Annotated in this window: 19 protein-coding genes; 11 read left to right on the top strand and 8 right to left on the bottom strand. The window is 67.1% G+C overall.

What is annotated here, in order from left to right; translation table 11 throughout:
- Positions 1-82: 82 nt before the first annotated feature.
- Positions 83-319 carry a hypothetical protein gene (locus tag DV709_RS17910; protein WP_198665621.1) on the bottom strand — a complete coding sequence of 79 codons (237 nt, stop codon included), beginning with the start codon at positions 317-319 and terminating at the stop codon, positions 83-85.
- 69 nt (positions 320-388) lie between these two features.
- On the opposite strand from DV709_RS17910, the gene DV709_RS17905 reads away from it, so the two are divergent.
- Positions 389-544 carry a hypothetical protein gene (locus DV709_RS17905; RefSeq protein ID WP_198665620.1) on the top strand — a complete coding sequence of 52 codons (156 nt, stop codon included), beginning with the start codon at positions 389-391 and terminating at the stop codon, positions 542-544.
- Between the two features lie 59 nt (positions 545-603).
- Here DV709_RS17905 and DV709_RS00995 read toward each other — a convergent pair whose 3' ends face one another.
- On the bottom strand, positions 604-1,062 hold the full coding sequence (locus DV709_RS00995) for a hypothetical protein (protein ID WP_117591123.1): 459 nt from the start codon (positions 1,060-1,062) through the stop codon (positions 604-606).
- Between the two features lie 164 nt (positions 1,063-1,226).
- On the opposite strand from DV709_RS00995, the gene DV709_RS00990 reads away from it, so the two are divergent.
- The 3 genes from DV709_RS00990 (at position 1,227) to DV709_RS00980 (ending at position 6,053) form a co-directional block, all read left to right on the top strand.
- A complete protein-coding gene (locus DV709_RS00990; RefSeq protein WP_117591122.1) occupies positions 1,227-1,790 on the top strand; it encodes a sugar O-acetyltransferase in 564 nt (187 codons plus the stop codon).
- A gap of 58 nt (positions 1,791-1,848) precedes the next feature.
- Complete coding sequence (locus DV709_RS00985; RefSeq protein ID WP_117591121.1) at positions 1,849-2,304, top strand: acyl-CoA thioesterase; 456 nt, start codon at positions 1,849-1,851, stop codon at positions 2,302-2,304.
- A 98-nt stretch (positions 2,305-2,402) separates the two neighbouring features.
- The gene (locus DV709_RS00980; protein WP_117591120.1) at positions 2,403-6,053 is read left to right on the top strand and encodes a PAS domain S-box protein; all 3,651 of its coding nucleotides are present in this window, start codon (positions 2,403-2,405) and stop codon (positions 6,051-6,053) included.
- Between the two features lie 91 nt (positions 6,054-6,144).
- Here the strand turns inward: DV709_RS00980 and DV709_RS00975 are convergent, their stop codons facing one another.
- The 3 genes from DV709_RS00975 to DV709_RS00965 all read right to left on the bottom strand — a co-directional run bounded on the left by DV709_RS00975 (position 6,145) and on the right by DV709_RS00965 (position 8,796).
- Positions 6,145-6,600 (bottom strand): bifunctional nuclease family protein, encoded by a 456-nt coding sequence (locus DV709_RS00975; protein ID WP_117591119.1) that lies wholly within the window; start codon positions 6,598-6,600, stop codon positions 6,145-6,147.
- A 134-nt stretch (positions 6,601-6,734) separates the two neighbouring features.
- Positions 6,735-7,349 carry an ArsR/SmtB family transcription factor gene (locus tag DV709_RS00970; RefSeq protein ID WP_117591118.1) on the bottom strand — a complete coding sequence of 205 codons (615 nt, stop codon included), beginning with the start codon at positions 7,347-7,349 and terminating at the stop codon, positions 6,735-6,737.
- 97 nt (positions 7,350-7,446) lie between these two features.
- Positions 7,447-8,796 (bottom strand): glycerate kinase type-2 family protein, encoded by a 1,350-nt coding sequence (locus tag DV709_RS00965; protein WP_117591117.1) that lies wholly within the window; start codon positions 8,794-8,796, stop codon positions 7,447-7,449.
- A gap of 126 nt (positions 8,797-8,922) precedes the next feature.
- Between DV709_RS00965 and DV709_RS00960 the strand changes: the two genes are divergently transcribed.
- The 4 genes from DV709_RS00960 to DV709_RS00945 all read left to right on the top strand — a co-directional run bounded on the left by DV709_RS00960 (position 8,923) and on the right by DV709_RS00945 (position 14,243).
- Positions 8,923-10,599 carry a TraB/GumN family protein gene (locus tag DV709_RS00960; protein ID WP_117591116.1) on the top strand — a complete coding sequence of 559 codons (1,677 nt, stop codon included), beginning with the start codon at positions 8,923-8,925 and terminating at the stop codon, positions 10,597-10,599.
- Positions 10,596-11,195: a metalloprotease gene (locus DV709_RS00955; protein ID WP_117591115.1), complete on the top strand. Its 600-nt coding sequence runs from the start codon at positions 10,596-10,598 to the stop codon at positions 11,193-11,195. Before DV709_RS00960 ends, DV709_RS00955 begins: the two co-directional genes overlap by 4 nt.
- A 73-nt stretch (positions 11,196-11,268) precedes the next feature.
- Entirely contained in the window at positions 11,269-12,669 is a 1,401-nt protein-coding gene (locus tag DV709_RS00950; protein WP_117591114.1) for an NAD-dependent succinate-semialdehyde dehydrogenase, read from the top strand.
- Positions 12,666-14,243, top strand: a complete 1,578-nt coding sequence (locus DV709_RS00945) for an acetolactate synthase large subunit (protein ID WP_117591113.1) — start codon at positions 12,666-12,668, stop codon at positions 14,241-14,243. Before DV709_RS00950 ends, DV709_RS00945 begins: the two co-directional genes overlap by 4 nt.
- A gap of 14 nt (positions 14,244-14,257) precedes the next feature.
- On the opposite strand, the gene DV709_RS00940 is transcribed toward DV709_RS00945, so the two are convergent.
- On the bottom strand, positions 14,258-14,509 hold the full coding sequence (locus tag DV709_RS00940) for a hypothetical protein (RefSeq protein WP_117591112.1): 252 nt from the start codon (positions 14,507-14,509) through the stop codon (positions 14,258-14,260).
- 347 nt (positions 14,510-14,856) lie between these two features.
- On the opposite strand from DV709_RS00940, the gene purM reads away from it, so the two are divergent.
- Positions 14,857-15,825, top strand: coding sequence for a phosphoribosylformylglycinamidine cyclo-ligase (purM, locus tag DV709_RS00935; RefSeq protein ID WP_117591111.1), 969 nt, complete (start codon positions 14,857-14,859; stop codon positions 15,823-15,825).
- Positions 15,826-16,026: 201 nt separating this feature from the next.
- Here the strand turns inward: purM and DV709_RS00930 are convergent, their stop codons facing one another.
- Both DV709_RS00930 and DV709_RS00925 read right to left on the bottom strand, forming a co-directional pair.
- On the bottom strand, positions 16,027-16,566 hold the full coding sequence (locus tag DV709_RS00930; RefSeq protein WP_117591110.1) for a CBS domain-containing protein: 540 nt from the start codon (positions 16,564-16,566) through the stop codon (positions 16,027-16,029).
- Between the two features lie 103 nt (positions 16,567-16,669).
- Positions 16,670-17,026, bottom strand: coding sequence for a DUF555 domain-containing protein (locus DV709_RS00925; protein ID WP_117591109.1), 357 nt, complete (start codon positions 17,024-17,026; stop codon positions 16,670-16,672).
- A gap of 282 nt (positions 17,027-17,308) precedes the next feature.
- Between DV709_RS00925 and DV709_RS17900 the strand changes: the two genes are divergently transcribed.
- Positions 17,309-17,482, top strand: coding sequence for a hypothetical protein (locus DV709_RS17900; protein ID WP_168191267.1), 174 nt, complete (start codon positions 17,309-17,311; stop codon positions 17,480-17,482).
- Positions 17,483-17,666: 184 nt separating this feature from the next.
- Positions 17,667-18,392, top strand: a complete 726-nt coding sequence (gene psmB / locus DV709_RS00920) for an archaeal proteasome endopeptidase complex subunit beta (protein WP_117591108.1) — start codon at positions 17,667-17,669, stop codon at positions 18,390-18,392.
- Positions 18,393-18,437: the final 45 nt, after the last annotated feature.

The raw sequence follows: 18,437 nt of genomic DNA, 5'->3' as shown, positions 1-18,437 counted from the left end.
ACACAGTCGTCCGCAGTCGTCGCACGGCCGTCGCGCAGTCATCCAATCATCCGCAGTCGCCGCGCGGCCGTCGCGCAGTCGCTCACCGCCGAACGACGTTCGGCACTTCCGGACTCCCGTTCTCTATCTCCAGGTACACGTCCCAGACCAGGTCGGCCAAGAGGTGACCGTAGAGGACGACGGCCGTCAACAGCGCGAGCGCCGGACTCACGAGGACGAGCGCGGGAACCGCGACGCCGACGACGACGACGTGGCTGAGCAGTCGCCGGAGCGTCCCGACCTCCCCGTCTTCGAATATCTCGTCCTGTCCGGCGAACACCCGCGTCGGATTCAGGAGGCACTCGCGGGCGGCGCGCCAACTCCCGGTGTTGACGCGGGCGACGAGAAAGTGGTCGAAGTCGATGCCGACGCCGACGACCGCGGAGTACGCGAGGACGAACCAGAGCGGAAGCGAGGAGTCGACGGCGAGGACGAACAGCGCGCCGAGCGCCAGCGAGACGACGAGATGGTGTTTAGAGTAGATGACGAGTCACCTGTCGTGTGAGTCACGCGGCGAGGTGATGAATCCGGCGGGCGCGTCGGGGCGCTCGCCGAGTCGCGTCGTCAGTCGAAGTCGGGTAAGTCGTCGGGCGCTTCGAACTCGGCTTCCCAGTCGACGTAGTCGTCTTTGAGCACGTCGCAGACGACCTGCCCCAGTTCCGTGAGTCCGGCGTTGATAGAGGACACCTGCGACCAGCTGTCGAGGTCCGGGTGCACCGCTCGCTCCTTCCAGTCCTCGGGGATGCCCGGCGCATGGTAGCCGACCCGGTCGGCGAAGTCGTCCCAGAAGAAGTCGAACCGCTCGACGAGTCCGAGCTCCTCGACGATGCGCCACTCCGACTCGCTGACTTCGGCCGTTTCGGTCCACCGCTCGAACGACTCCGCCCACGCGCCCGAGTCGAGGAACTCGCCGAGTTCGTCGCGGCGGTAGTCGTCGTCCGCGATGACCTCGGCGTCGTCGTACTCGCTCGGGTCGACTGCGGACAGTTCCGGCGGGTCGGGGGTGGAAACGTCGAGTGCCATGGTTCGAGCGTCGCGGGCGAGAGAGAAAAGTACCGCGACGCCGGTCGCTCGTCGACCGGCGCTCCGTCGACAGCAGCACGTCGAGCATCCGCTCTCCGCCTCGTGCAGTTCCGTGAGCGCAACCCGAACCTACTTTCGCTCGCACACCGAGTCGGCACGCAGACGTGACCACCGAGAGGGAGAAGATGCTCCGCGGCGACCCCTACGACCCGTTCGACCCGCGACTCGTCGAAGAACGGAGCCGAGCCCGGTCGCTCACCCGCTGGTACAACGACACCGAGGAGACCGAGACGGAGACCCGCGCGGCGCTACTGGCCGAACTGTTCGGCACCGTCGGCGAGAACGCCTTCGTCGAACCGCCGTTCCGCTGCGACTACGGCTCGCAGATTCACGTCGGCGACGAGTTCTTCGCCAACTTCGGCTGCGTGATGCTGGACGTCTGCGAGATACGGTTCGGGTCGCACTGCCTGCTCGGACCGGGCGTTCACGTGTACACGGCGACGCACCCGCTCGACGCCGAGACGCGGCGCGAGGGCGTCGAGTTCGGCGACCCCGTCACCGTCGGTGACGACGTGTGGGTCGGCGGGCAAGCGGTGCTCAACCCCGGCGTCTCGGTGGGCGACCGCGCCGTCGTCGCCTCCGGGGCGGTGGTGACGGGAGACGTCCCCTCGGACGTCGTCGTCGGGGGGAATCCGGCGCGGGTGCTGAAGGAACTGGACGACCAGTAACGACTGTCACGAACGATTCGACGCCACGTTCTTGCAGTCTCCCGTCGAAACGTGACCCATGACCGACTTGATGGAGACGTACATCGAGAACCGGCACCTCATCCAGCCGAACGACACGAACAACTACGACATGGCCCACGGGGGCAACGTCCTGAAGTGGATGGACACCGACGGCGCGCTGGCGGCGATGCGCTTCGCCGGACAGACCTGCGTGACCGCCCGGATGGAGCAGGTGAACTTCGTCCAACCCATCCCGCGCGGCGACACGGCGCTGATACAGGCGTACGTCTACAAAGCCGGCGAGACGAGCATCCGCGTTCGCATCAAGGCGTTCCGCGAGAACCCACAGACCGGCGAGACGGAACTGACCACCGAGTCGCTTTTCGTCTACGTCGCCATCGACGAGAATCACAAGCCGTCGCCGGTACCGGAACTGACCGTCGAGAGCGAGGAGGGTGAACGACTCCGCGAGCAGGCGTTGGAAGCGGAGGCGGAGTTGGCGAACGGGCGATAGAGCCGACCGTCGAGCGGTCGCCGAGTTGTCAGTCCTCGCTACAGACCGGGGTTCTGTCCAGATAATTTATGCCTCGTAGTCGACTGTGAGCGACTAATATGTCTGGAGAGGGTGGGAGCGGGAGAGACGAGTCACAAACACGCGTAGAGAGGTGCCGAAAGCTCCGGCGATACGAGTCGGTCATCGAGACGGTCGGCGACGGAATCTATCAGCTGGACCTCTCGGGACGCTTCGTCGACGTGAACGACGTCCTCCTCGACGTCACGGGGTACTCTCGCGCGGAACTCGTCGGTGAGCACGTCTCCGTACTGTTAGACGACGACGACGCCGCTCGGTTCGCCTCGGATATTCTCGAACTCCTCCGCGAACCGACCGAGAGCGTTCGAACCCGCGAGATACCGATTCGGATGCGCGACGGCCGCGAGATTCCGGTCGAAATCAGGTTCGGGCTGCTCACCGACGAGGGCGAAGTGACGGGGACGGTGGGAATCGCCCGCGACATCACCGAGCGCCGCGAACGCGAAGGACAGCTCGAGCGAGAGCGCGACCTGCTGGAGAACGTCCTCGAGACGTGTCCCGTCATCGTCGGCGTCTTCGACGCGGAGAGCCGCGACCTCGTCCGCGCGAACGACGCCGCAGCGCAGGTGCTCGACGCCCACACGAACGGCTCGGAGGTGTTAGAGTACACGGCGGGCAGCATCCCGGTGTACGACGAGGAGGGCGAACCGGTTCCCCGCGAGGAGCGCCCGTACGCGTGGGCGCTGGAACGAGGCGAACCGGTGTACGATTGGCAGGCGCAGATGGAGCTCCCCGGCGGCGAGCGGCGCTGGTACTCCATCAACGCGATGCCGCTCCTCGACGACGGAGAGGTCGAGCAGGTCGTGGTCGTCGGCGACGACATCACGCAACTGAAGCGACAGACCGAGTGGCTGCGGCGCGAGCGCGACGAACTCCGGTCGGAGCTCGACGGACTGTTCACGCGGGTCACGGACGCGTTCATCGGTCTGGACACCGACTGGCAGTTCACGTACGTCAACGAGACGGCGGAGGCGGTTTTGGAGCGCTCGGCCGACGAACTCGTCGGCGCGAACGTCTGGGAGGAGCTCCCCGAAACGGTGGGGACGGCGTTCGAGACCGAGTACCGCCGAGCGATGGAGACGCAGCAATCCGTCTCGTTCGACGAGTACTACCCGCCGCTCGATACGTGGTTCGAGGTGCGAGCGTACCCCTCCGAGACGGGGCTGTCCGTGTACTTCCAGAACGTCACCGAACGCAAAGCGCGCGAGTTCGAACTCGAACGGTACGAGACCATCGTCGAGACGGTCGACGACGGCATCTACGCCGTCGACTCGGACGCACGTTTCGTTCTCGTGAACGACGCCTTCTGCGAGACGACCGGTTACGACCGCGAGAAACTGCTCGGTGCACACGCCACGATGGTCCACGACGACGCGGTCACACCGCAGGTCGGGCGGATGGCCGAGGAGGTGAGCGAGGGGAGCCGCGAGGAGGTAATCATCGAACTCGACCTCTCGACGAGAGACGGCGAGAAAGTGCCCGTGGAGAGTCGGGTCGCCCCGCTCTCGATGGCGGAGAGCGACGGCCGGTGCGGGGTCGTCCGGGACATCACCGAGCGAATCGAACGCGAGCGCGAACTCGAATCGCGGGTCCGCCAACAACAGGTCGTCACCGACCTCGGCCAGCGGGCGCTCGCCGAACGGGACCTCGACACGCTCGTGGAGACGGTCGTCGCCGCCGTCGCCGACACGCTCGAGATGGAGTACTGCGAGCTTCTAGAGCTTCACCCCGAAGGCGATGAGCTGATCCTCTGCGAGGGTGTCGGGTGGCACGAGGGAATCGTCGGCACCGCAACCGTCGACGCGAAGGAAAACTCTCAGGCGGGGTACACGCTGTGCTCGAACGAACCGGTCGTCGTCGAGGACCTCGCCGCCGAGACGCGGTTTTCGGGGCGGGGCCTGCTGCTCGACCACGACGTGACGAGCGGTATGAGCGTCGTCGTCGGCCCGCCCGACGACCCGTGGGGTATCCTCGGCGCGCACGCCACCGAGCGACGGGAGTTCTCACAGAACGACGTGAACTTTCTACAGAGCGTCGCGAACGTCCTCGCGACGGCCATCGAACGCGCCGAGCACGAGCGGGCGATGGAGGAGAGCGAGCGGCGCTACCGGACGCTCGCGGAACAGTTCCCCAACGGGGGCGTCGCACTCTTCGACGAGGAACTGCGGTACACGCTGCTCGAGGGAGCCGTCTTCGAGGAGTACGACATCTCGAGTGAGCGGCTGTTGGGGGCCGACGTCGCCGAACTCTCCTCGGACGTCGAACTGGGTGACGACCTTCGTCGATACTGTCGGGGCGCGCTCGACGGAGAGACGACTCGCTCGGAGTTCGAGTGGAACGGCCGGGTGTTTCAGATGTGGGCCGTGCCCATCGTCGGTGAACGTGACGAGCCGTACGCCGGCATGCTCGTGACACAGGAGATAACGGAACTGCGCGAGCGCGAGCGCGAACTCGAACAGCAGCGCGAACGGCTCGTCGCGCTGAACCACCTCAACCGAGTCGCCCGTGAGGTCACCGAAGCGGTCATCAGTCAATCCACGCGCGAGGAGATCGAACGCACAGTCTGTGAGGCGCTCACCTCCACGGATTCGTACCTCTTCGCGTGGGTCGGTGAGGTGGACGCCGAGACGGAGACGGTCTCCCTTCGCGAGGAAGCGGGCGTCGATGGCTACCTCGACGATGTAACTCTCTCCGTCGACCCCGACGACCCACGAAGTCGAGGACCGACGAGCCGGGCAGTGCAGACGCAGGAGATACAGGTCACACAGGATATCTTCTCGGATCCCCACTACGCGCACTGGCGCGAGCGGGCGACGATGTACGGCTACCGTTCCTCGGCTGCGATTCCTATCGTGTACGAAGGAAACCTCTACGGCGTTCTGAACGTGTACGCGGAGCGAGCGCTCGCGTTCACCGAGGAGGAAAGCGAAGTGCTGGAACAGCTCGGCGAGGTCGTCGGACACGCCATCACCGCCATAGAGCGCAAGCACGCGCTCACGAGCGACCAGCTCACCGAGATCGACCTCCAGATAGAGAACGTCTTCGACGAACTCGACCTGCAGGCCACCGCGACCGACGAGATTACGCTCGGCCAGTCGGTTCCCATCGGCGGTGGCGAGTACCTCGTCTACGGCACGGCGAGCGCGGACGACCTCGAAGTCGTGCGGGAGATCGTCGAGCGAGTACCGCACTGGATCGCCCTTCGCGTGCTCAGCGAGGGGTTCGGCCGGGCCAAGTTCGAGATCCGACTCTCCGAGCCGCCGGTGCTCTCGGCTATCGCGTCGCTGAGCGGCTACGTCAAGCACGCCAAAATCGAGGACGACGACTACCACATGCGCATCCAACTTCCGGTTACCGCGGACGTCCGCGAGTTCGTCGAGACCGTCCAGGAGGCGTACCCGGCCGCGGTGATGCGCTCGCAGCGTCAGGTCACGCGCACCGACGACGCCTCGAACCAAGCCGTGAGCGCGTTCTACGAGGACCTAACCGAGCGACAGCGTGCCGTCCTGGAGTCGGCGTACTACGCCGGGTTCTTCGAGTGGCCCCGCGAGAGCACCGGTGCGGAGGTCGCCGAGTCGCTGGGCGTCTCGGCACCGACGTTCTCCCAACACCTTCGGAAGGCGGAAAACAAGGTATTCGACGCCCTGTTCGCCGAGAACAGGGGTGTCTGAGCGCATCAGTCGCGCTCCAATGTCGTCGAGGCGGGATTCGAGTCGAGTCGATGCGACCGAGAAAAGCGAGAACGAGCGAATCTCGACGGATTCAGAACGTGTCGTCGTCGTCCGGCGAGAGGTCGATGGCGGAGGGTGGTCGTCCGGCGGCGTCGAGAATCTCGTCGGAGACGTAGATGGGGCAGTCGACGCGGACGGCGAGGGCGATGGCGTCGCTCGGGCGGGCGTCGAAGACGTAACTCACCGGTTCGCCGTCCTCGTAGCGTTCGGCGTCGAGTTTCGCGTAGAACGTCCCGTCCGTGAGGTCGTCGATGCGGACGCCGTCGATGGCCCCGCCGAACTCGGTCACCATCTCGACCAACAGGTCGTGAGTCAGCGGACGCTCGAACGGTTCGCCGGCGAGTCCGAGGCGGATCGTCTGTGCTTGGTCGGCCGTGACGAATATCGGAAGGACCTCTTCGCGGGCGCGGAGGACGACGGCGGGGACGTTCGTCCCGTCGGCCCCGACGCCGACGCCGATGCCCTCCACTTCGGCAGTGTGCTCCATGCTCACACGTTCGTCGTCGAAGGTAAATAGCTACCTGCGACCCGCAAATAGCGCGAACAGACACTACGGGCGGAGAGAAACGCGAACGGCACAATCGATTCTGCTGATAGCTCGACGGCGGAGCGTCGGAACGCTCACCGCCGGGCGTACCAGACCGCGAAGGCGAACGCCAGAACGACGAGGCCTCCGAGGAAGAAGGCCAGCCCCGGCGGGAAGGCGGGTGCCGTCGACGCAGTCGTCTCGACGGCGGAGGTCGTGAGCTCAGTTCCCCCATCGCCGCCGGACGCCGACTGCGCGAGAAACGGTACCTCGCCGGTGGCGACGATTTGGACGACGAAACTCGCGGCCGCGAGGATGCCGACGCTCGCCAGCAGACGCTTGAGCGCCGTCTTCAGACCCGCGCTCTCGGACTCGCGGCCGGCGAAGACGACGAGCGGGCGGTCTGCGGGCGCGTAGACGTTCATCTCGCGACCCTTCTCGGAGTAGACGGTGTCGACGACGTCGACGAGGCCGGCGCCCTCCAGTTTCTTGAGGTGGTACTGGACGTTCTGCAGCGAGGAGTCGACGCGCGACGCGAGCCCCGACGGCGTGTCGGGTTCGTCGTGGAGCTTCGAGAGGAGGGTGCGGGCGGTGTCGGAGGAGAGCGCCGACAGCAGGTCGTCGGCGTCCTCGCTGTCGACGCCGATGACCCGCGGCTCCGCCTCGTCGGCGGCGGAGGTGTCGGGCGTGGAGGGCAACAGTCTCGCCATACCGAGAGAGTATCCCACGGGTGGACTAAACCGTTTTCGTCGACGAGTCGTCCTCACTCGGCGTCAGCGACGACCTTACTCGGCGTCAGCGTCGACCTCACTCGTCCTCGACGACGAGCACTCGCAGGTCGTTGACGTTCGTTCCCGTCGGTCCCGTCTCGACGACGGCGTCGCGGGCGTCGAGGTAGCTGAACGCGTTGTTGTCGGCGAGGGCCGCTCGGGCCGCGGCCGCGTCGTCGACCGTCTCGTCGTCGACGACGGCTCCGGCGACGTCGGTTCCGCCGTCTCTGCCGTCGGTGTCGACGCAGGCGAGGACGACGTCGGCTTCGCCCCGCCACGCGGTCGCGAACTCGACGGCGGCCGAGAGCGCGAACTCCTGGTTCGGACCGCCAGTGCCGTCGCCGCGAACCGTCACCGTCGTCTCGCCGCCCGAGAGCACCACTGCCGGTGGGGACACCGGATTTCCGGTGAAAATTGCTTCTTCGGCGACTGCGGCGTGCGTCTTCGCCGCTTCGCGCGACTCGCCGCGGACCCGCGAGGAGAGGATACAGGTGTCGTAACCCCTCGTCTCGGCTTCGTTTCTGGCGGCGTCGAGAGAACTGAAATTGCTCCCGAGCAGGACGTTTCGAACGCGGTCGAAGGCGGAGTCGCCCTCGCGGGGCGTCTCCGAAATTCCACCCGCCGCGCCGCGTTCGAGTCGTTCGCGGACGGCAGCCGGGGCGTCGATATCGTACCGGTCCAGCACGTCGAGGGCGTCGGCGTAACTCGTCTCGTCCGGTGCGGTCGGCCCGCTGGCGATGACGCTCAGGTCGTCGCCGACGACGTCGCTGAGGACGAGACCGACCACCGTCGCCGGGGCGGCGGCGCGGGCGAGGCGGCCGCCTTTGATGGCCGAGAGGTGCTTGCGGACGGCGTTCATCTCCCGTATCTCCGCCCCGCTGTCGAGCAGCGCGTCCGTGGTTCGCCGGAGGTCGTCGAGGCTCACGCCCTCCGCGGGCGCGGCCAGAAGCGCGCTCCCGCCGCCGGTGACGACGGCGAGGACGAGCGTCCGTTCGTCGGCCGCCTCGGCGAGGTCGAGCAGGCGGCGCGTTCCCTCGACGCCGCGGTCGCTCGGAACGGGGTGGTCGCCGACAACGACGGAGACGCGAGCGAGTTCGGCGGCGTCGGGGACGACCACGACGCCGTCGGTGACTCGGTCGCCCAGTACGCCTTCGAGCGCGCGAGCGACGCCGACGCCCGCTTTCCCGCCGCCGAGGACGAGCACGTCGTCGAACTCGCGGAGGTCGTAGCTGTCGTCGCCGACGGTCAGCAGTCGCCCGTCGAGCGTCACCGCGTCGGCGACGACGCGTTCGGGGTTCGCGGCGTCGATTCCGGCGTCGAGACAGGCCAGCGCCGTCTCGCGGGCCTCGCTGCCGCCGAGCGCGGCGGCGTTGCGGACGAAGGTCATACCGGAGCGTCGCACGGGGGCGACAAAAGCGTAGATGGCGGGAGACGCTCACAACCGTCGTATTCGCCGAGAGATTCGTTCACGACTCCGACACTGATAACAGGGGTGAACTTGTAGCGGAGGTCGATGAGTAACAGAGCGGAGTCCGCCCCCGAAACGGGACGCGTGCGCGTCGTCGGCACCGCGCACGTCTCCGCCGACAGCGTCCGCGAGGTCGAAGAGACCATCGACGCCGAGCGACCCGACGTGGTCGCCGTCGAACTCGACGAGGGGCGCTATCGGCAGATGCAGGGCGAGACGCCCGACGACCTCGACCCCGGCGAACTGCTGCAGGGGAACACGGTCTTTCAGTTCATCGCCTACTGGATGCTCTCGTACGTGCAGGCGCAGATGGGCGAGAAGTTCGACGTGAAACCCGGTGCGGACATGCTCGCGGCCGTCGAGACGGCCCAGGGCCACGGCATCGACGTGGCGCTCGTCGACCGCGACATCCAGACGACCATCCAGCGGTTCTGGGCGCGGATGAGCTTCGTCGAGAAACTCCGGATGGCCGGCGGCCTCGCCTTCGGCGTCACCGACGCCCGCGTCGTCGGTCTCATGTTCGGCCTACTCGTCGGCTTCGTCGCGGGCCCGGTCATCGCGCTGTTCGGCGGCTTTCTCGGCATCACTGACGCGGTGTTCGTCCGGGCGCTCGGGTCCGCCTTGGCGGGCGTCGTCTCCGGCCTCGTCGTCTCGTGGGTCGCCTCCCTCGTCGTCGACGACGGCGACAGTATCTTCGCGGGTATCGCCGGCGGTCTCGCCGTCGCGCTGCTCGGCGGGGCGACGCTCGGCCTGACGGATCCGTTCGTCCAGTCGACGTTCTCCGGGTTCGTGATTCAGGTGGGCGGGAGCCTCGCGCTCGGCATCTCCGGGGGCGTCGTCGTCGGCCTGCTCGCCGGCTTCGTCCTCGCGGCGACGGGGATGGACCGCGGCGAGGAGGTCGAGGAACTCGACATGGCCGAACTCACCGACACCGACGTCGTGAGCGTGATGATGGAGGAGTTTCGGGCGTTCAGCCCCGGCGGCGCGGAGGCGCTCATCGACGAGCGCGACGCCTACCTCGCGCACAACATCGTCGCCCTCCGCGACCAGGGGAAAGACGTCGTCGCCGTCGTCGGCGCGGGGCACAAACGGGGTATCGAGAACTACCTCCGGAACCCAGAGACGCTGCCGCCGATGGAGTCGCTGACGGGCGTCGCCGAGAAACGCGGAATCCCGTGGATGAAGATAATCGGCACGCTCGTCTCCGTCGGCTTCGTCGCCTTCTTCGTCCTGTTGGCGATGGCGGGCGTCAGAGACGGCTTCCTGCTCCGCCTGTTCGGCGCGTGGTTCCTCGTCAACGGCATCTTCGCGGCCGGACTCGCCAAACTCGCCGGTGCGCGATGGTCGTCGGCGACCGTGGGCGGCCTCGTCGCCTGGATGACCTCTGTCAACCCGCTGCTCGCGCCGGGGTGGTTCACCGGCTACATGGAGCTGCGCCACACGGCGGTGAACGTCGCCGACATCGGTCGCTTGAACGAACTGCTCACCGACGAGGAGACGCCGCTGGGCGAACTGCTGGAGCAGATGTTCGACGTACCGCTGTTCCGACTCATCATGGTCGTCGCCATGACGAACATCGGCAGTATCATCGCCAGCCTGTTGTTCGTGACGTACATCCTGCCGCTGTTCGGCGCGGAGCTCGGCGGTGCCGAAGCCGTCAGCCGACTGATGCTGGAGGGCGCACGCAGAAGCGCCGAGCTCGTCTGGGGGGCGGTCGCGTGAATCTCACCTTCAGCGGCCGCGAGGTCCGCGACCTCGCCGTCGCGTGGCTCGTACTCGGCGTCGCCTTCGCGCTGTTTTTCGCCGGCGGCGACCCCTTCAGACTGCTCGAACGGGGACTCGTCTCCGGGCTCGTCGTCAGCCTCCTGACGGCGGGCGTCGGCTTCCTGCTGCACGAGCTCGGACACAAAGTCGTCGCCGTCCACTACGGGCAGGTCGCGGAGTTCCGCGCCGACTACAGCATGCTGGTTCTGGCGCTTCTGAGCGCGTTTCTCGGCTTCATCTTCGCCGCCCCGGGCGCGGTTCACCACCGCGGGATGCTCACGGAGCGAGAACACGGCCTCATCGCGCTCGCGGGACCGGCGGTGAACGTCGTGCTGGCGCTGGTGTTTCTGCCGCTGGCGCTCGTCGTTCCCACCGGCGGCTTCCTCGCCGAAATGGCGAACCTCGGCGTCATCATCAACCTCTTCTTGGCCGCGTTCAACATGATTCCGTTCGGCCCGCTCGACGGCCGAAAGGTGCTCGGGTGGAGCAAAATCGTCTACGTCGTCTTCACGGTGCCGACGATGGGCGTAACCGTGCTTCTGCTCTTCTTCTGAGGGGACAGGAGACGGCCGACGGGCCTTCGCTCGCCGGCGAACGACTAAGCGACTCGCTTCCGTTTTCGAAGCTATGGAGAGCGTCAACCCGGCGACCGGCGAGCGACTGGACACGTATCCCGACGACGACGAGGAGACCGTCGACGCCGCCCTCGACCGAGCGACGGAGACGTTCGCGGAGTGGCGCGAGACGAGTTTCGCGCACCGCTGTTCGCTCCTGAAGCGAGCGGGCGAGGTGCTCCGCGAGAACACCGACGAGTACGCCGAACTGATGACGCGCGAGATGGGCAAACCCATCGTCCAAGCCCGCTCGGAGGTCGAAAAGTGCGCGTGGGTCTGCGAGTACTACGCCGAGACGGCCGAGGAACACCTTCAGGACGAGGTTATCGGCACCGAAGCCGACGCCCACGCGTTCGTGAGCTACGAACCACTCGGCCCGGTTCTGGCCATCATGCCGTGGAACTTCCCCTTCTGGCAGGTGTTCCGATTCGCCGCGCCGAACCTCGCGGCGGGCAACGTCGGCCTGCTGAAACACGCCTCGAACGTGCCGGGCTGTGCGAAGGCCATCGAGGAGGTGTTCTCGGAAGCCGGCTTCCCCGACGGCGCGTTCCAGTCGCTTCTCGTCGGCTCCGACCTCGTAGACGGCATCATCGAAGACGAGCGGCTGCAGGGTGTGACGCTCACCGGCAGCGGCCCCGCCGGTCGGGCCGTCGCGTCGACGGCGGGCGAGAGCCTGAAGAAGTCGGTGCTGGAGCTCGGCGGCAGCGACCCGTTCGTCGTTCTCGACGACGCCGACGTCGAACGCGCGGTGAGGAGCGCCGTCTACGGGCGGACGCAGAACAACGGCCAGTCCTGTATCGCGGCCAAGCGATTCATCGTGATGGACGAGGTGTACGACGAGTTCGAGGAGCGATTCGTCGAGGAGATGGAGTCGCTCACTGTCGGCGACCCGGCGGACGAGGGGACGGAACTCGGCCCGCAGGCGCGAGAGGGCCTCGTCGAGGACCTTCACCAGCAGGTCGAAGAGACCGTCGACGCCGGGGCGACGGTGCTGACCGGCGGCGAGCCGATGGACAGGGAAGGAGCGTACTACCCGGCGACCGTCTTGACGGACATCCCCGACGGGACGCCGGCGGCCCACGACGAGATATTCGGCCCCGTCGCGTCGCTGTGGCGCGTCGACGGCGAGGAGGAGGCCATCGAGCGGGCCAACGACACGCCGTTCGGACTCGGCGCGAGCGTCTGGACCGGCGACCCCGACCGCGGCGAGCGATTCGCGCGAGCGTTCGACGCCGGCTGTTGCTTCGTCAACGAGATCGTCAAATCCGACCCGCGGGTGCCGTTCGGCGGCGTGAAGGACTCGGGCTACGGCCGCGAACTCTCCGAACACGGTATCCGGGAGTTCGTCAACCGCAAGACCGTCTGGGTCCAGCACGGCGACTCGAGCACCGGCCTGGAGTCGCTCTCGGAATGAAGGCTTCGGACCTTCTCGTCCGGTGTCTGGAGGCCGAGGGCGTCGAGTACGTGTTCGGGGTCCCCGGCGAGGAACTGGAGGACGTGCTGTTCTCGCTTCGGGACTCCTCGATACGGTACATCCCGGTCCGACACGAGCAGGGCGCGGCGTTCATGGCCGACGTGCACGGTCGTCTGACCGGCGACGCCGGCGTCTGCCTCGCCACGCTCGGTCCGGGCGCGACGAACCTCCTCACGGGCGTCGCCGACGCGCACCTCGATAAGTCGCCGCTGGTCGCTATCACCGGACAGGGCGGCCGCGAGCGACTCCACAAGGAGAGCCACCAGGCGCTCGACGTCGTCCACACGTTCGAGGCCGTCGTCAAGTGGAACACGCAGCTGAACGACACCGAGATAATCAACGAGTCCGTCCGAAAAGCGTTCAAACTCGCCGAGTACGAGAAGCCCGGCGCGACCCACCTCGAATTTCCGGAGGACGTCGCCGCCGAAGCCGTCGACTACGAACCGCTCCCGGTCCGAGAGAAGGTCCGTCGACCCGACCCGGACGCGGCGTCGGTCGAACGCGCCGCCGACCTGCTGTTGACCGCCGAGCGACCCATCGTACTCGCCGGAAACGGTGCGGTCCGAGCCAACGCCGCCGACCGCCTGCGGTCGTTCGTCGAGGCGACCGACGTCCCCGTCGTCTCGACGTACATGGGGAAGGGCGCGGTGTCGGACCGCAGCGCCCACTCGCTGATGACGCTGGATTCGGGACCGGACGGCGAGGCGGAGGCGGCGATGGAAGGCGCGGACTGCGTCGTCGCCGTCGGCTACGACATCGCCGAACACGACCCGAAGCGGTGGAACCCGAACGCCGACACTCGCGTCGTCCACGTCGACCACGAACCCGCCGAGGTGTACCAGCACTACAACCCGGACGTCGAGATCGTCGCCGACATCTCGCGGGCGCTGGAGCGCCTCGAAGCGACCGTCGAGGGAACGTGGGGGACGTGGTGTGCCGACACACACGAAGCGGTGCTCGCGGACGCCCTGGAGACGCCCGAGGACGACGAGCCGTTCTCGGTCGCTGGCGTGCTCCCGTACCTCCGAGACGCGATGGCCGACGACGACGTGCTCGTCTCCGACGTCGGGAGCCACAAGATGGCCATCGCGACGCAGTTTCCGACGTTCGAGCCGAACACGTGCATCGTCTCGAACGGTCTCGCCAGCATGGGCATCGGCGTCCCCGGGGGCGTCGCCGCCGACTTGGCGCTCGACTCGAACGTCGTCGTCGGCACCGGCGACGGCGGCTTTCTGATGAACGCCGCGGAACTGGAGACGGCGACGCGTCTCGGTCTCGGCTTCACCGTCTTGGTGTTCAACGACGACGACTACGGGCTCATCTCCGAGAAGCAGCGCGAACACACCGGCGAGGCGTTCGGAACGGGACTCACCAACCCTGACTTCGTCGCGTTCGCCGAGAGCTTCGGCGTTGACGGCTACCGCCCCGAGTCGTGGGCGGAGCTCGAAACGGTCCTGGACTCGGTGGTCGACGGAGACGAGATGGCTCTCGTCGAAGTACCGCTGGGAGGGTGACGCGTTCGGCGGCGTCACCGTCTCCGGTAGTTGTGCCCGACGACCAGCGCGAGCACGTTCACGCCGAGGAGGGCGACGAGCACCAGCGACCGGTCGCCGGACAGCCCGCCGACGACCAGCGCGAGCTGGCAGAACGGCAGTGCGACCGCCAGCCAGAAGGCGACGAAACGAATCGCCGAGACGGTGATCGCACGAACCGTGGGGCCGAACCGAACGTCCGCGGGGCGAGTGATACGGCGGTCGGCAGTTGAAGGCGCACTTGCCATGGACGGCGTTCTATTCGACTGCTTCAGTCCGCATATAAGCGGTAGTTCGTTCTGAACCGTTCTCGAGAGTTGTCACTGCCTACCGGTTCGTGCGAACGGCTATCACGGCGGGATTCGGGCGACCCCGACGCATTCCACTCGAGTAGGCGTACGGTCGTCGAAGCGACGTTTAGGCGGTCTCAACCGCGGCGTCGACCGCGTTAGGCGACCGCAACCGCCGGAGTTGAGGCTGCCTATCCCGAAAGTGGGACGGGGCACAGCCCTGTTACGTCCCGCGTACCACCACCCCGGCGAGGCGGCGACCCGCGAGCGGTGGGCTTTTGAGGAGCCACCGCGGGGGTTCGCGCATGGGAGACGACGAGGAACTCACGTACTCGGACGCCGGCGTCGACATCGGGGCCAGCGAGGCGGCGACGGCTGCGCTCGTATCGGCCGTCGGCGACAGCGAGGGCGACTACGCCGGACTGCTCGACATCGGCGACCGGTACCTCGCGCTGGCGACCGACGGCGTCGGGACGAAGCTGCTGGTCGCCGAGGCGCTCTCGGACTACTCGACGGTCGGCATCGACTGCATCGCCATGAACGCGAACGACCTCGTCGCCGCCGGCGTGCGACCGGTCGCGTTCGTCGACTACCTCGCGGTCGACGAACCCGACGAGACGTTCGCCGAACAGGTGGGCGAAGGACTCGCCGCCGGTGCCGACGAGGCGGACGTCGAACTCGTCGGCGGCGAGACGGCGGTGATGCCCGAGGTCATCAACGGACTCGACCTCGCGGGCACGTGTGCGGGCCTCGCAGCCAAAGACGACATCTTCGAGGGCCACGCCGAACCCGGCGACGCGCTCGTCGGTTTTCGGTCCTCCGGCATCCACTCGAACGGCCTGACGCTCGCGCGGAAGGCGGCGACGAAGAACCACGACTACGACGACCCGTTCCCCGGTGACGGCTACGAGACGGTCGGCGAGGCGCTGTTGGAACCGACGCGACTCTACACCGACCTGCTGGACCCGATGCGCGAGCACGGCGTCCGCGGCGCGGCCCACGTCACCGGCGGCGGGTGGACGAACCTCGAACGCCTCGGCGAGAACCGCTACGTCGTCGACGACGCGTTCGACCCGCAGCCCGTGTTCGAGTTCGTGCAGTCGGAAGGCAACGTCTCCGACGAGGAGATGCACCGGACGTTCAACATGGGCACCGGGTTCGTCGCGGCGCTCGACCCCGGGGACGCAGAAGCGCTGGCGGAGGCGACCGACGGGCGCGTAATCGGTCGCGTCGAGGACGGCTCCGGCGTTTCGATACGCGGGTTAGAGCTGTAGGCGTCCGGTCGGAGAGCCGACGCTCGAAGGGGAAAGCGGATGGCGAACAGACGGCGAATCGGGACTTCGGAGCGCAACGGGCTCGCCGTGCTCCCGCCTCGACCGCGCTGCGCCGACTCGTCAAGTCACGCGGCAGGATGGACCCGTCTTCGTACAAAAACGTCCGGAGCGGCGAACGGAGAGAGGGAGAGAGAGACGCGACTACGAGAGCTGCGCGGCCACGTCGGCTTCGGTGATGATGCCGACCGTCTCGCCGCCCTCGGTCACCATCACGGCCTTGTAGTGGTCCAGGAGGTTGCGAACTTCGTCGACGGTGGCGTCGCGGGCGACGGTGGGGAACGACTCGCTCATCAGTTCGCTCACCGGCTTGTCGCCGACGTTGTCGCCGCCGCGGATGACGTCCGACTGGCTGATGGAGCCGACCGGAATCCCCGACTGGAGCACGGGCAGTTGCGAGTACGCCTCCTCCTCCATCGCGTCGACGGCCTCCCGGACCGAGGAGTCCGGTTCGACGTGGATGACCGTCTCGTTCATGATGTCGCCGGCGCGGAGCACGTCGCCTTCGGCCTCGTCGAGCGCCTCGACGATGCGGCGGAGCGTCGACAGTCGGGGGTCGACGTCACCGCCCTCGATGCGGGCGATGAGCGGTTGGGAGACGCCGGCGGCGTCCGCCAGCGCGCTCTGGGTCAGCCCCAGCGTGTTCCTGCGTTCGCGCAGGTCCTGCGGCGTCGGGAGTTCCATGTCCGCCGATTACCAGCGGTTATTGAAAAGGTTTCGGCTATCCGCGCCGCGGCTCGCGGTGCGCGGTGCGTCGAACGAGCGGAGAGTCGACTTCGTCGCCGCGTTACTCGTCTTCCTCTTCGGTCTCGACGATGTCGATGACCGACAGCGGCACGTCGCGGAGCGCGCCGCCGACTTCGCTCTTGGCGATGCGGGCGGCGTGCTTCTCGCCGTCGGCGTTGAACACGTCGATTTCGAGGAGCAGGCCGACGAGCGCCGTGTTGGCCGCGATGAACGCCGAGTCGAACGGTTCGCCGCAGGCCGGGCACGGCGTCGCGCCGACTTCGACTTCCACGTACTCCTTGTTCTGCTGGTTGAGGCGCTTGCCCGCTTCGCTGACGGCGACGCCGATGGCGTCGTCGATGTCTTTCACGTCACGTACGAGCCAGGCCGCCTCCATCGCTACGAGGTAGTTGCTCATACCCGTAGGTAGGGATAGGGGGTTTCGTGTCTTGTGATTCGGTCGTGACCGAACGTCCGGCGCGGAGAGCGGTCGGAACCGGCCGTGTACCTCGGCGGATTATCTCCGTAAGTTATGCGTGATACAGTGATTGCCCACCCACCGTATCCGTCGTGGTTGCCAGAAAACCCACCCCAGTTGCGGAGAACACAACTTGAGTTTAATCGCAAGCGGGCGTCGACTTCGTCGGCTTGGAGAAGCGAGAAAGTTTATATACCACCGGGATGGAGCCCGGAGTAGGCAATGTTCGAGTCGCTGTCCCGTATCAGCCTGTTCGCCCTGTACCACCTGACGCTCGCACTGGGTATCGCGCTCCTCCCACTGACGCTCCTGGTTCGCCAGCTCGGCGTTCGACTCCCGGTCGGCCGTCTCGTCGAAACCGTCGGAACCGCCTACGAGAACGCCGCCGCACAGTAACCCCGAACCCGTCGACCCCACCCGGACCCGTCGACCCCACCCGGACCCGTCGACACCGCCCGTCTTTGTGGCTCTCGCTCGTCCAGCGGCGGCGCCCTCGCGCGACGGAGAACCGACCGCTGCGACGGCGGCAACGAGCGAGTGAAGAGGTGCATTTATCTGCGCGGCCGCGCAAGTGTAGGTAATGCGTCCACCGACATCGGATTTCTCCGGGAGCGACAGTCCCCTCGACGGTAACCGTTCACGAGTGTTCGGGCCGGAACTCGGCGAGTTCCCGAACGCCGAGCAGTCGTCGGAACCGCGCGAAGGCGAGATGAAAACCGGGACGACCACCGTCGGCATCAAAACCGAGGACGGCGTCGTTCTCGCGACCGACATGCGCGCCAGCGCCGGCTACATGGTGGCGAGCAAAGACGTCCAGAAGGTCGAAGAGATTCACCCGACGGGTGCGCTCACCATCGCCGGGTCGGTGTCGGCCGCGCAGTCGCTCATCCGCTCGCTCCGCGCGGAGACGCGCCTCTACGAGGCCCGCCGCGGCGAGGAGATGAGCATGACCGCGCTGTCGACGCTCGTCGGTAACTTCCTGCGCTCGGGCGGCTTCCTCATCGTCAGCCCCATCCTCGGCGGCGTCGACTCCGAGGGTTCGCACGTCTACAGCATCGACCCCGCCGGCGGCACCACCGAGGAGGAGTACACCGTCAGCGGTTCCGGTTCGCAGTACGCTCTCGGTGTGCTCGAACAGGACTACGACGAGAGCCTCTCGCTCGACGAGGCCAAAGACGTCGCGACTCGCGCCATCAAGAGCGCCGTCGAACGTGACCTGGCCTCCGGCAACGGCATCAACATCGCCGTCGTCACCGAAGACGGCGTCGACATCGAGCGACACAAAGATATCGAGTCGCTGCTGTAGACGGCGACGAGAACCGCGGCGACCGGTCACGGCGACCACCGACCG

It is taken from the genome of Haloprofundus halophilus (assembly GCF_003439925.1).
GTDB classification, from domain to species: Archaea; Halobacteriota; Halobacteria; order Halobacteriales; family Haloferacaceae; genus Haloprofundus; species Haloprofundus halophilus.
This window is presented reverse-complemented; position numbering and strand designations above follow the sequence as displayed.